Source organism: Paraburkholderia elongata (assembly GCF_013177735.1).
In the GTDB taxonomy this organism is placed as follows: domain Bacteria; phylum Pseudomonadota; class Gammaproteobacteria; order Burkholderiales; family Burkholderiaceae; genus Paraburkholderia; species Paraburkholderia elongata.
In genome coordinates, this window is the sequence record NZ_WOEZ01000261.1 from 14,375 (window position 1) to 26,459 (window position 12,085).

Below are 12,085 nucleotides of genomic sequence, written 5' to 3' on the forward strand. Positions count from 1 at the left end.
TAGCGAGACACTCATGAGCGACATCCTCGACCGCATCATCGCGGTCAAACGCGAAGAAGTCCGCGCGGCCAAACAGAGCGCGCCGCTCGAAGAACTGCGCCTCGAAGCATCGTCGCGCGACATCCGCGATTTCGTCGGCGCATTGCGTGCGAAACACGCGGCGGGTCTTCCCGCGGTGATCACCGAGGTGAAAAAGGCGAGTCCGTCCAAAGGCGTGCTGCGCGAACATTTCGTGCCGGCCGAGATCGCGCGTTCGTATGAAAAGCACGGTGCAGCCTGCTTGTCCGTCCTCACCGACGTGCAGTTCTTCCAGGGCAGCGTGGCGTATCTGGAAGAAGCGCGCGCCGCCTGCAATCTGCCGGTGCTGCGCAAAGACTTCATCGTCGATCCATACCAGATCGTCGAGGCCCGCGCGATGGGGGCAGACGCGATCCTGCTGATCGCTGCCACGTTGGAAACCTCGCAGATGCAGGATCTGGAAGCGCTCGCGCATTCGCTGGGCCTCGCGGTGCTGGTCGAAGTGCACGACAGCAATGAGCTGATGGAAGCGCTCACGCTAAAGACACCCCTGATCGGCATCAACAACCGCAATCTGCGCACCTTCGAAACGTCGATCGAGACGACCATCGGCATGCTCGAATCGATTCCGGACGACCGCATCGTCGTCACGGAGTCGGGCATTCTGTCGCGCGTCGATGTTGAACGTCTGCGGGCGATGGACGTGCATACGTTCCTCGTCGGCGAGGCGTTCATGCGCGCGCAAGAGCCGGGTGTGGAACTTGCGCGGATGTTTTTCTAAGCGCAGGTTCAACACGCAGGCTAAGTAGCGGAGCAAGTCATGGGCATGGAACGTGAAATCAAGCTGGCACTGCCGGTGAGCCAGGTGAACGCGGCGACGCATTGGTTCGTCGCGCGCACCGGCAACAAGGGTCGCCCGATCGAGCTGGCGAATATCTACTTCGACACGCCGACACTGGTGCTCGCTCATTCGAAAAGCGCGCTGCGCCTGCGGCATACGCCGGACGGCTGGCTGCAAACGTTCAAGACCGTGGGCAACGCCAAGGATGGTCTGCACAGCCGGCACGAATGGGAAATGGCGGTGGCGGGCGAAAAACTCGAAATCGACGCACTGCTGCACGCATGCGACGAACCCGCTGCCGCTGAGGCCTTGCGCCAGGCGGCGCCGGAGTTGATCGAACTGTTCCGCACGAACTTCACGCGCACGCTCTGGCATATCGAGCTGGACGGCTCGGAAGTTGAGGCCGCGATCGACCAAGGCGACGTGCTCGCGGAAATGAACGGCGAAAATCGCCGCGCGCCGATCTCGGAAGTCGAACTCGAACTGAAATCCGGCGACGAAGCCGCGCTCAATACGCTCGCGAGCGAACTCGGCAAGCAGGTCGCCGGCCTTGCACCGGACAACATCAGCAAAGCACAACGCGGGTATCAGTTGCGAGCAGCCTGAGCGGTGGTGGCAAGCGCGGCGACGCGTCGTCGCGCTTGTCGGCCCGGTTGCAGACGCATCTTGAGCAACAGCGCGTTTGCTGCGACACTTCCCCGCCATGACCTCAGCTTCCCGTACCCGCTCCAATCCGTCGCAAGCCTCGTTGTTCGGCGACGCCTCTGCCACGCCGGCTGGCGCAACAGCGCAGCCGCAGCAGACACCAACAGCCGCCGGCTCGCCGCCGACGCTCGAAGCCCAATTCGCCGCCCTGCCCCCGGCCTGGCGCGCGCACCTCAAACCGTTCATCGAAAGCGACGCCTACGCGCCGTTGTGCCGTTTCGTCGACGGTGAGCGCGCGGCCGGCAAAACCGTCTATCCTGCCGACGTCTTCCGGGCCCTGCGCCTCACCAGCCCCGACGAAGTCAAAGTCGTGATCCTCGGCCAGGACCCGTATCACGGCGATGACCGCGGCACGCCGCAAGCACACGGACTGGCGTTTTCAGTGGCGCCGAACGTGCGCACGCCGCCGTCGCTGCGCAACATCTTCAAGGAAATCGCCGCGAGCCTCGGCCACGAGCCGCCGCGTCATGGTTGCCTCGACACATGGGCCAAACAGGGTGTGCTGCTGTTGAACACGGTGCTGACCGTCGAGCGCGATTCGGCCGCGAGTCACGCGAAACGCGGCTGGGAGAAATGCACCGACACGCTGATCCACGAACTGGCCATGCGCCATGACGGCCTTGTATTCATGCTGTGGGGCGCGCACGCGCAAGCCAAACGCGCGCTGCTCGGCGGCAAGTCGCATTACGTGCTGGAGGCGCCGCACCCGTCGCCGCTGTCGGCGCATCGCGGCTTTCTCGGCTGCGGACACTTTGCGTCGGCGAATGAGTATCTCGTGAAGCACGGCCGCACACCGATCGATTGGCGCTTGCCCGACGAAGCTCAGATGCTGGCGTAAAGCTAATCGCAGCAACAAAAACAAAAACGCCACGGAACTCACATCCCGTGGCATTTTTTCATTCCACCGCGCCGCGATCACGCAGCGCGAGACAAACCTCAAGACTTACGCAGCAGCAATCGCTTCACGCGCACCAGCCAACGCTGCGCTCGCAGCATCCGGGCCCATGTTCAGGCCTTCGGCGTAGATGAAGTTCACATCGGTCATGCCGAGGAAGCCAAGGAAGGCTTTCAGGTACGGCGTTTGGCTGTCATTCGGGGTGCCGACATACTTGCCGCCGCGTGCCGAAACCACGTGAACCTTCTTGCCCTTCACGAGGCCTTCCGGACCGTTTGCCGTGTACTGGAACGTGATGCCGGCGCGGGCGATGAAGTCGAAGTACGTCTTCAGTTGCGACGAGATGCCGAAGTTGTACATCGGGGCGCCGATCACGACGATGTCGGCGGCTTGCAGTTCGGCGATCAGCGCTTCGCTGCGAGCAGAGATCGCAGCTTGTTCCGGCGTGCGCTGGTCAGCCGGCGTGAAGAACGCGCCGAGGACGGCGTCGTCCAGATGCGGCAGCGGTTCAGCTTGCAGGTTACGGACGACGACTTGCGCGCCCGGATTCGATTGTTGCAGCTTTGCGGTCAGCTCGTTGACGAGCAGGGTCGAGTTCGCGCCTTGCGAGCGGGCTGCCGAGTTGATTTGCAGGATCGTGGTCATGGTTGACTCCAGTAGGGGCGCGCAGTGTTGCGCGAGTGGAGCCATTGTGGTTTTTTACCGCCCCGGGAAAAAGCCATCCGGCAGCGAAGGATTGTTGCACTGGTAGAACAATCCCCCGCTTTGAACCATCGATTAACACCGCTCAGTATTACGATCAGCTTGCTAGCCAACGCTCCCGCGCCTTGCGCGCGGCGGGCCGCTTGTCGCTCACGGCGAGCTTGTAGCGCGACACCTCAGGCCCGTCCAGCTTGACTTGCACGGTACGCAGCTCGTCGCGGCGGAAGGCATGGACTTCGACTTTTGCGCCCGGCAGATAGCGCGACAGCAGGGAATCAAGATTCGAGCCGGTTACACGTAGACCATCGAGCGCGATCAGCACGTCGCCCGCCGAGAGGCCGGCTTTTTGCGCCGCGCTGCCTTCGTGAACCGCCGCCAGCGTGCAATCCGCGCCGTTGCGCACGCGCGCGCCGAGTGACGGCTTGCCGTTCTTTTCCAAGTCCGGCGCGACCGTCACGCCAAACGGCGCGAGCAGCGTCTCGAGGGGCAAATCGCGTGTGCCGTACACGGCTTCGGCGAACAATTCGCCCAATTGCACGCCGGTCGCTTCGGCAAAAATCGCCTCGATCTCACTTTCTTCGACGCCGACGGGCTTGCCGCGATAGAAGTCGCGCCCAAACCGTTGCCACAGCAAACGCATCACGTCGTCGAGCGATTTGCGGTTATTGGTCTGCGCGCGAATCGTCAAATCGAACGCGAGCGCGACGAGCGAGCCCTTGGTGTAATAGCTGACGATCGCATTCGGCGCGTTTTCGTCCTGCCGATAGTACTTGACCCAGGCGTCGAACGAGCTTTCGGCTACCGTCTGCTTCAGACGGCCACTGCTACGCAGCACGCCGCCAATCACCTTGCCGAGCATGCCGAAATAGTCGTCTTGCGAGATCAAGCCGCTGCGCACGAGGATCAGATCGTCGTAGTAAGAGGTGAAGCCTTCGAACAGCCATAGTAGCGGCGTGTAGTTTTCGACGCTCAGGTCGTACGGCGCAAACACCGCCGGCTTGATGCGCTTCACATTCCAGGTGTGGAAGTATTCGTGGCTGCACAGCCCGAGGTAGGTTCGGTAGCCTTCTGTGGACGCGTCGCGGCCTTCCACTGGCAGATCGCCGCGATTGCAGATCAGCGCCGTCGAGGCGCGATGCTCCAATCCACCATAACCATCGGTGACGGCCTGCGTCATGAACACGTAGCGATCCATGGGTGCCTTCTTCGACTCCGGCTCGAACAACTCGATTTGCGCTTCGCAGATACGCTTCAGATCTGCGGACAGTCGCGCCATATCAAGCCCGATCACGCGCCCAGCGATCACGATATCGTGCGGTACGCCGTGCGCCTTGAACGTCTCCAGCGCGAACTCACCCAACGTGACCGGGTGATCGATCAGCTCGTCGTAGTTCTGCGCGCGATACTCGCCGAAGCCGTAGCGCTTCGTGCCACGCGCTTCCGGCAGCGCGGTCGCGACACGCCAGTGGCGATACGCCGCGCCTTCCGGCTTCTGGATATCGACCACACACTGCGCTTCCTCGTGACCGAGCGGCGCCAGAAACACGCTGGTGCCATTGAAAAAGCCCGTCGTATCGTCAAGATGCGCGGCGCGCACCGACATATCCCATGCATACACCTCGTAGCGCAGCGTTAGCGCGCCTTTGACCGGCGCGGCCTGCCACGTGTGCTTGTCGGTCTTTTCGACGCGCACCTTCCGCCCCGCGTCATTGGTGGCGCGCAGCGTGACGATGTTGCGGGCGAATTCGCGCACCATGTAGCTGCCCGGAATCCACACCGGCAGCATGAAACGCTGGCCGGCCGGATCGGGATCGGCGACGGTCACGGTGACTTCGAACAGATGGGCGGCGGGTTGCTTGGGAACGATGGTGTAGCGGATCGGCTTCATCGGCGGCGATTTGGAGGGTTCTGGCGGGGAGGTTCGGGGCTTGATGCAAAAGGAGGCGCACTTCGCGCCTCCTTTCTTCGACTAGTGCTGCGTGCTCAGTGCACGGCGGACATTTCCTTGTCCAGCCGGTCTGCCGGCACGGCGCCGGGCAAGCGGCGGCCGTCGGCGAGGAACACGGTCGGCGTGCCGTCGACGTTCATCGCGTGGCCGAGCGCCAGGTTCTTGTCGATCGCGGCGGTATCGCAGGTGCCGGCGGCAGTGGGCGCCTGATGATTCTGCATCCACGATTCCCACGCCTTCGCGCGGTCGGTCGAGCACCAGATCGATTTCGACTTGGCGGTCGAATCCGGCGACAGCACCGGGTACAGGAAGGTGTAGACAGTGACGTTATCGATCGACTTGAGCGTGGTTTCGAGCTGCTTGCAGTACGGGCAGTTCGGATCGGAGAACACGGCGATCTTGCGCGCGCCGTTGCCCTTCACGACCTTCACCGCGTCCGCGAACGGCAGGCTCGCGAAGTCAATGCGGTTGGTCTCCGCCAGACGCGCTTCAGTCAGATTCTTGCGGGTTTTCGCGTCGACCATATCGCCGAGCATGAGGTAATCACCGTTCGCATCGCTATAGATGATCTGCGTGCCGAGGTTCACTTCGTACAGGCCGGCAATCGGCGACTTCGTCACGCTCTTGATCGTCACGTCGGTCAGACGCGTTTGCAGCGTGGCTTTGAGCTTGTCGGTGGCTTGATCGGCCTGCGCGGAGCAGCCGATTGCCACGGCAGCGATCGCGAGCGCGACGGCAGCGATGCGGAAGGATTTTTTCATGCTTAATTCCTGGAGTTCAATCGCGCGCGATGCGCGTTTTTGGGACGTTTCTGGTCTGACCAGAATGGCGTCCATCCGTTCATCATACCTGTCTCGCCGAGCCAGGCATGCGGGCCGGCGCACACACTAGCCCAGCGCGGCCGACACCAGCCAGCGCTTGATGAACGGCTGCGCGCCGACGAATGCCATCCCGGTGTTGCGCAATACCTTGGCAAACGGACCGGGCACCGAGAAGATCTTTTGCAGGCCGTCGGTGGCGATCATCAGCGCGCGAATATCTTCGCGGCGGGCGCGCTCGTAGCGGCGCAGCAACACCATGTCGCCGAGATCGCGGAATGCTTCCTTGCCGGCGACCGTCTCGGCGAGCGCCGCGACATCGCGCAAACCGAGGTTCATGCCCTGACCCGCCAACGGGTGAATCAGGTGCGCTGCATCGCCGATCAGCGCGACGCGCGGCGCCACCAGCTTGTCGACGGTTTGCAGCGCGAGCGGGAAGCCTTGCGCGGGCGTCACGCATTCCAGCGCGCCGAACTGCTCACCCGTTACGCGCTCGACTTCAGCCGCGAGTTGCGCCGGGTCGAGCGCGAGCAGTTGCTCGGAGTGCTCGGTGCGCGCCGACCAGACCAGCGACACGTGGCCCCCCGGCATCGGCAGCAGCGCGATGATTTCGCCGTCCCTGAACCATTGGTAAGCGGTTTCGCCATGCGGCTTTTCGGCCTTGAAATTCGCGACCACGCCGGTTTGCTTATAGTCGCTCCGGTTCATTTTCGAGCCGATCTGTGCGCGCACCCACGAATGCGCACCGTCTGCACCGACCACCAGATCGGCCTCGAGCACATTGCCGTTGGCAAGACCGACGCTCGCGCTGTCGGCGGTAAAGTCGAGCGCCTGCGCACGCGTGTCGATCCAGGTGAGATTCGGCTGGAAACGCAGCGCGGCATCCAGCGCACGCTCGATCACCGACGACTCGACGATCCACGCCAGTTGCGGCACGGATGCCTGAAACGCGGAAAAGTGGAGTTCGGCGTGGGCGTCGCCATAGACGCGCATGTCGTAGACGGGTCCGAGCTTTGACAGATCGAGCGCCTGCCAGACCCGCAACCGCTCCAGCAGAGCCTGCGAACTCGACGACAGCGCGTAGACCCGAGAGTCGAAGGTGGCGCCCGGCGGCAGCGCCGCGCACGGCTGCGCAAGCAGCGCCACGCGCAGTCCGCCTTGCGTCAACGCCAGCGCCGCGGTCTTGCCGACGAGCCCGCCGCCGATCACGGCGGCATCAAAGGTCTGGTGGTGTGCGTTCATCCGCGCATTATAGCCGCGGGGGTTGCGGGGGACGGATCGAGACTCCAGCTTTACCGCAGGCAGATCAAGAACCCGATCCGAACGGGTTACAATTGCGCTTTCCGTGACAAAACTCGCCCAGAATCGTCGAGGCAACGCCCCGATCTGGTGTCTTGTCCCGCTCCGCTGCGCTTCCTCCGCCACGCCAAACGCGAAGGCTTTTCGAATCCTGCACGCAGCGTCGAGCGCATCACGCAACTTACTGATTCACTGAAGGATTTCCATGAGCCTCAAATGCGGCATCGTCGGCCTGCCTAACGTCGGCAAGTCCACCCTGTTCAACGCGCTGACCAAGGCGGGCATTGCCGCCGAAAACTATCCGTTCTGCACGATCGAGCCGAACGTCGGCATCGTCGAAGTGCCGGACGCGCGTCTGAAGTCCCTCGCCGAAATCGTCAAGCCGGAGCGCATCCTGCCGGCCGTGGTGGAATTCGTCGACATCGCCGGTCTCGTGGCCGGTGCGAGCAAGGGTGAAGGTCTGGGCAACCAGTTCCTCGCGAACATCCGCGAAACCGACGCGATCACGCACGTGGTGCGCTGCTTCGAAGACGAGAACGTGATTCACGTCGCGAACAAGATCGACCCGCTGTCGGATATTGAAGTCATCAACACTGAACTGGCGCTGGCCGACCTCGCGACCGTCGAGAAGGCGCTGACGCGCTATTCGAAGGCCGCCAAGTCGGGCAACGACAAGGAAGCCATCAAGAACGCCGCGGTGCTGGAAAAGGTGCGCGCACAACTCGACCAGGCCAAGCCGGTCCGCGCGCTCGACCTGTCGGATGAGGAAAAGGCCACGCTCAAGCCGTTCTGCCTGATTACCGCCAAGCCCACCATGTACGTCGCCAACGTGAAGGAAGGCGGTTTCGAAAACAACCCGCATCTGGACGCGGTGTCGAAGTTCGCGGCAGCGGAAAACGCGCCGGTCGTTGCGGTGTGCGCGGCGATCGAAGCGGAAATCGCCGACCTCGAAGAAGCCGACATGGAAGTGTTCCTCGCCGACATGGGCATGCACGAGCCGGGCCTGAACCGCGTGATTCGTGCGGGCTTCAAGCTACTGGGCCTGCAAACCTACTTCACGGCCGGCGTGAAGGAAGTGCGCGCGTGGACGATCCATGTTGGCGATACCGCACCGCAGGCAGCGGGCGCGATCCACACCGACTTCGAGCGCGGCTTCATTCGCGCGCAGACGATCGCCTTCAACGACTTCATCACCTACAAGGGTGAGCAAGGTGCGAAGGAAGCCGGCAAAATGCGCGCGGAAGGCAAGGAATACGTCGTGCACGACGGCGACGTGATGAACTTCCTGTTCAATGTCTGAGTGGAAGCGCTGTCAGGCCGGGCCCTACCCCGCCGCCGCCCAAAAAAGAAACCAGAAGGCCCGCTTCCAGCCAAGCCGGTCGCTTAAGCTGTTGAAACCAACCCCTTAATCCGGTGAAATAGCCGCCGTTAGTCAAAAACTTACAGGGGCTTCTTCATGTCCGGTCTTTCCGCCGAGGGCGCGATTTCAAAGCGAGGTGCCCAAGCCAAGGTGCCTCCGGCTGGCAAGGCAGCCTTGCCAGATGAGCGTTCCCGCTCGTTAGGCGCAATGGGAAACGAGCGCCGGACAGCCAGCTATCGAGTACCGCGTTGCAGCGGCTGACAAGAACGTGCCGCTACTTAAGTAGGCAGATTGCCTCGGCGCCGATGCTGGGCCTTCTGCGTCCGCTGTCCGCATGTATTACCTTGTCTGGTCAGTCCCGTTCAAGGGCTCGCCCTTCCTCCCACGAAGCCGCTGCGGCCTCGTAGATGCCGCCATCGCGGCGGCCGACCGCCAGCACGACGATATCCGGCGGATTCTCGTTATCGCGGACCAGATAGACCAGCCGGTACCCGATTCCTCGCAGCTTGATTTTGTAGCAGTCGATGAGTGGCGACCGGAGCTCGGCGCCCGGCAGCCTCGGCGTTAGCAGGCGTTTCTTCAGCGCATTCTTGAAAAGCACTTTGACCGAGCCGTCAAGGTCCACCCAGTCTTCAAGTGCTTCAGGCACGAATCGGAGTTCGTGCGCCATCACAGGTCGTCGAGGTTCACCTTGACCGCGCGGCTCACCGATTTGAGGCGAGACTGTACAAGCGTCGCCAGCTGACGCTCGTCGTATAACTCGGCCATCTGGGCCATCAGCTCCGGCGACACCGTGTAGAAGGCCGGACGATTGTGATTGAGCACGGCCACAGGCTGGCCATGCGCCTCTTCAACCACTTTCCCCGGGTTTTGTTTGAATTCCGAGATGCTGACGGTTAGCAGGCTGTGGATGTTTTCCATGGCAACACCATATAGGTCAAAATTTAGACCTATTTTACGCCACGTTTGTCCGGTGTGCTCGGTCAGCAATTGCCGCAGGGCGGCGCATAGGGCGCAAAACCAAAGAAACCGTGCCGCTCTGAGACTCCGAGTGCCACCATCAATCATATGATTCTGCGAAAACCGTCGCTTTTACCTTCAACAGGTTAAGCGCCCGGCTTGGTTTCCAGCGGGCTTTTTCATGTCAATCCAATCCGAACGAGTCGATAGACATCCAACGAGTAGCCGGGTACGAAACCAGGCGTGCTTCGTTCGACAGACGAGACAAAAACCCGGTACAGAAGAATCCGACACTCAGGGCCAGGCAGTGCTGAGTAATCGCCTGGCGCGACGGTCGAGGCGTATGCGCTAACCCTACGGGCGAGCCGAAGATTTCGAAGACAATACGGGTCATCTTTCTGAGCAACGCATCAAATTTCGCCCATGAACACGTTAAACGAAGTGCTCTTCCGGCTCACCAAGGACCGGTTGAAATCAATGATGCGCTGGCTTCCTGATGCTGCCCACACCGGCACGAAAGACCAACTGGTCGGGGAAATCACGCGAAGTCTTACGGGCGACGGGCTGCGCGCCCTCTGGGATCGCCTGGACGACACCCAACGTACGGCGGTGGCGGAGACGGCATACGCGCCAGACGGTTTCTTTGATGAAAACCGGTTCCGTGCAAAACACGGGTGCCTGCCTGAATTCACTGTCAAGGAGGATGGACGCCGGTATTCGTACTATGGGCCACCGACGGCGTTGTGCCTCTTTTTGTACGAACAGGATGGGTATTACAGCCTGCCCGTTGATATGCGCGAACGACTAAAAACCTTCGCGCCCGAACCCGAGCCCGTCCGGCTGAGCACCATCGAAACGCTTCCGGAGGAGATCGACGAAAATCGGCTAACGGTGCGACACACCGAGCGCGATGCCATGGTGGATCTAACGGTTCTGCTACGTCTGACGGATCAGGGCAAAATCCAGGTCAGCGAAAAGACATCTTTACCCGGTGCGGCAACGCTGCGCCTGTTGACAGAGAGTCTCGCCGGCGGCGACTTCTACGCCGACAAACCCCCGCAAGATCAATGGGATCAGGAGATTGGCCCAATCAAGGCGTTCTCGTGGCCGCTGCTGCTTCAGGCCGCCGGGCTGGTGCAACGGAACGGCAGCAAACTTGCGCTGAGCGCAGCGGGGCGGAAAGCTTTGGCCTCATCCCAAGCCAGCGTATTGAGCACGATCTGGAACAAATGGCTCAAATCCAATCTGTTTGACGAGTTCAGCCGCGTCGACGTCATCAAGGGGCAGAAATCGAAAGGTCGCGTCATGACTGCCCTAGCGCCGCGTCGCGCTGCTATCACCGAAATACTGCGGCTCTGTCCGATTGGAGCTTGGATCAATGTCGATGACATTTCCCGGTTCATGCAAGCGACAGGCCGCACGTTTGAAGTGACCCATGATCCGTGGAAGCTCTATATCATCGATCAGCAATATGGCGCCCTGGGCCACAACGGTTACCACGGCTGGGAAATTTTGCAATTGCGCTATTTGCTCTGTTTCCTGTTTGAGTATGCCGCCGCGCTGGGCATCGTTGACGTCGCCTACATCGAGGCGACTGGGGCGCGCGTTGACTTTGGCGGCATATGGGGAACGGACGATTTAGAATTCCTCAGTCGTTATGACGGCCTTATCTACTTCCGTGTAACACCGCTTGGTGCCTATTGCCTCGGCCTGAGTGATGACTACACGCCTGCCTCGGTCCAGCCCGGCGTCAAGCTTTCGGTTTTGCCCAGTCTGCACGTAAATGTTGTTGGCGGAAACCTGACGGCGGAAGAATTTCTGACGCTTGACACCTGGGCCGTAGAGGCAACGGATAAAAGTTGGCGGCTGGACCGTCAAAAGGCCGTTGGAGCGGTTGAAAGAGGACACGATATTGCCGAACTTCGAGCGTTTCTGCAGACCCGTGAAGACCAGCCCCTGCCAGAAACGGCGGAGTCCTTCATTAGGATCACCCAGCAGCAGGGCAAGGCGCTGAAAATTGCGGGTACCGCACTGCTGATCGATTGTGAGAATGCGGAAATCGCGACCATGATCGCTACGCGTAAGGAAATGGCGGGTTTGTGTCTTCGCGCGGGCGATCGGCAACTGGTAGTCCGGCGTGAAAACGAAGAAAAATTCCGGACTCTAATTCGCTCTCTGGGTTTTGGCATGCCGACTTAAAGCCCTATCCATGATGCACATGGCATGCGGTAGATGCTCGCCGAAAACACGCTCGAAGCGATAATCCTGGGCAGCGACGTTACCGGCGCCTGCCCCGTCTTCCGTCATGCCTGCACGCAGGCAGTTGCAACCAGCGGCCTGCGTTCAGGCATCACCTCGCGCAAAATCGCGCCTTCTGGCACCCATTGTTTCTGTCCCATGACAGCCGATGTTAAATTGCTGCAGTCGGCGCCAGCCAAAAGCGGGCCGCCGCCCGGTAACCGACGCCGGACTGTCATCGAACACAAATAGAATCGCGCGATCCGCATCCCCGTTCCGTTCCGATCAGCAACCATGTTGC

At 61.3% G+C, this 12,085-nt stretch carries 12 protein-coding genes; 6 read left to right on the forward strand and 6 right to left on the reverse strand.

Going from position 1 to position 12,085, the window contains the following annotated elements; genetic code table 11:
* Nucleotides 1-13 precede the first annotated feature (13 nt).
* From trpC to GNZ13_RS44010, 3 genes are all read left to right on the forward strand, one after another.
* On the forward strand, nt 14-799 hold the full coding sequence (gene trpC / locus GNZ13_RS44000) for an indole-3-glycerol phosphate synthase TrpC (RefSeq protein WP_172176839.1): 786 nt from the start codon (nt 14-16) through the stop codon (nt 797-799).
* 39 nt (nt 800-838) lie between these two features.
* Entirely contained in the window at nt 839-1,465 is a 627-nt protein-coding gene (locus tag GNZ13_RS44005; RefSeq protein WP_172176841.1) for a CYTH domain-containing protein, read from the forward strand.
* Nucleotides 1,466-1,562: 97 nt separating this feature from the next.
* The gene (locus tag GNZ13_RS44010) at nt 1,563-2,402 is read left to right on the forward strand and encodes a uracil-DNA glycosylase (protein WP_172176843.1); all 840 of its coding nucleotides are present in this window, start codon (nt 1,563-1,565) and stop codon (nt 2,400-2,402) included.
* Between the two features lie 105 nt (nt 2,403-2,507).
* Here GNZ13_RS44010 and GNZ13_RS44015 read toward each other — a convergent pair whose 3' ends face one another.
* From GNZ13_RS44015 to GNZ13_RS44030, 4 genes are all read right to left on the reverse strand, one after another.
* The gene (locus GNZ13_RS44015) at nt 2,508-3,104 is read right to left on the reverse strand and encodes an FMN-dependent NADH-azoreductase (protein ID WP_172176845.1); all 597 of its coding nucleotides are present in this window, start codon (nt 3,102-3,104) and stop codon (nt 2,508-2,510) included.
* A 154-nt stretch (nt 3,105-3,258) separates the two neighbouring features.
* Complete coding sequence (locus GNZ13_RS44020) at nt 3,259-5,049, reverse strand: M61 family metallopeptidase (protein ID WP_172176847.1); 1,791 nt, start codon at nt 5,047-5,049, stop codon at nt 3,259-3,261.
* 95 nt (nt 5,050-5,144) lie between these two features.
* The gene (locus GNZ13_RS44025; protein ID WP_172176849.1) at nt 5,145-5,870 is read right to left on the reverse strand and encodes a DsbC family protein; all 726 of its coding nucleotides are present in this window, start codon (nt 5,868-5,870) and stop codon (nt 5,145-5,147) included.
* 126 nt (nt 5,871-5,996) lie between these two features.
* Nucleotides 5,997-7,169: a UbiH/UbiF family hydroxylase gene (locus tag GNZ13_RS44030; RefSeq protein ID WP_172176851.1), complete on the reverse strand. Its 1,173-nt coding sequence runs from the start codon at nt 7,167-7,169 to the stop codon at nt 5,997-5,999.
* Nucleotides 7,170-7,431: 262 nt separating this feature from the next.
* On the opposite strand from GNZ13_RS44030, the gene ychF reads away from it, so the two are divergent.
* The gene (gene ychF, locus GNZ13_RS44035) at nt 7,432-8,526 is read left to right on the forward strand and encodes a redox-regulated ATPase YchF (RefSeq protein WP_172176853.1); all 1,095 of its coding nucleotides are present in this window, start codon (nt 7,432-7,434) and stop codon (nt 8,524-8,526) included.
* Between the two features lie 412 nt (nt 8,527-8,938).
* Here ychF and GNZ13_RS44040 read toward each other — a convergent pair whose 3' ends face one another.
* The gene (locus GNZ13_RS44040; protein WP_172176855.1) at nt 8,939-9,256 is read right to left on the reverse strand and encodes a type II toxin-antitoxin system RelE family toxin; all 318 of its coding nucleotides are present in this window, start codon (nt 9,254-9,256) and stop codon (nt 8,939-8,941) included.
* Nucleotides 9,256-9,507 (reverse strand): type II toxin-antitoxin system Phd/YefM family antitoxin, encoded by a 252-nt coding sequence (locus GNZ13_RS44045; RefSeq protein ID WP_172176857.1) that lies wholly within the window; start codon nt 9,505-9,507, stop codon nt 9,256-9,258. Before GNZ13_RS44045 ends, GNZ13_RS44040 begins: the two co-directional genes overlap by 1 nt.
* A gap of 462 nt (nt 9,508-9,969) precedes the next feature.
* On the opposite strand from GNZ13_RS44045, the gene GNZ13_RS44050 reads away from it, so the two are divergent.
* A complete protein-coding gene (locus GNZ13_RS44050; RefSeq protein WP_172176859.1) occupies nt 9,970-11,745 on the forward strand; it encodes a hypothetical protein in 1,776 nt (591 codons plus the stop codon).
* A gap of 33 nt (nt 11,746-11,778) precedes the next feature.
* A complete protein-coding gene (locus GNZ13_RS44055; RefSeq protein ID WP_172176861.1) occupies nt 11,779-12,036 on the forward strand; it encodes a hypothetical protein in 258 nt (85 codons plus the stop codon).
* The last annotated feature ends 49 nt before the right edge of the window (nt 12,037-12,085 follow it).

Coding starts and splice junctions, on each gene's coding strand:
- trpC (WP_172176839.1), top strand. CDS start 14: ATGAGCGACATCCTCGACCGCATCATCGCGGTCAAACGCGAAGAAGTC.
- GNZ13_RS44005 (WP_172176841.1), top strand. CDS start 839: ATGGGCATGGAACGTGAAATCAAGCTGGCACTGCCGGTGAGCCAGGTG.
- GNZ13_RS44010 (WP_172176843.1), top strand. CDS start 1,563: ATGACCTCAGCTTCCCGTACCCGCTCCAATCCGTCGCAAGCCTCGTTG.
- GNZ13_RS44015 (WP_172176845.1), bottom strand. CDS start 3,104: ATGACCACGATCCTGCAAATCAACTCGGCAGCCCGCTCGCAAGGCGCG.
- GNZ13_RS44020 (WP_172176847.1), bottom strand. CDS start 5,049: ATGAAGCCGATCCGCTACACCATCGTTCCCAAGCAACCCGCCGCCCAT.
- GNZ13_RS44025 (WP_172176849.1), bottom strand. CDS start 5,870: ATGAAAAAATCCTTCCGCATCGCTGCCGTCGCGCTCGCGATCGCTGCC.
- GNZ13_RS44030 (WP_172176851.1), bottom strand. CDS start 7,169: ATGAACGCACACCACCAGACCTTTGATGCCGCCGTGATCGGCGGCGGG.
- ychF (WP_172176853.1), top strand. CDS start 7,432: ATGAGCCTCAAATGCGGCATCGTCGGCCTGCCTAACGTCGGCAAGTCC.
- GNZ13_RS44040 (WP_172176855.1), bottom strand. CDS start 9,256: ATGGCGCACGAACTCCGATTCGTGCCTGAAGCACTTGAAGACTGGGTG.
- GNZ13_RS44045 (WP_172176857.1), bottom strand. CDS start 9,507: ATGGAAAACATCCACAGCCTGCTAACCGTCAGCATCTCGGAATTCAAA.
- GNZ13_RS44050 (WP_172176859.1), top strand. CDS start 9,970: ATGAACACGTTAAACGAAGTGCTCTTCCGGCTCACCAAGGACCGGTTG.
- GNZ13_RS44055 (WP_172176861.1), top strand. CDS start 11,779: ATGCTCGCCGAAAACACGCTCGAAGCGATAATCCTGGGCAGCGACGTT.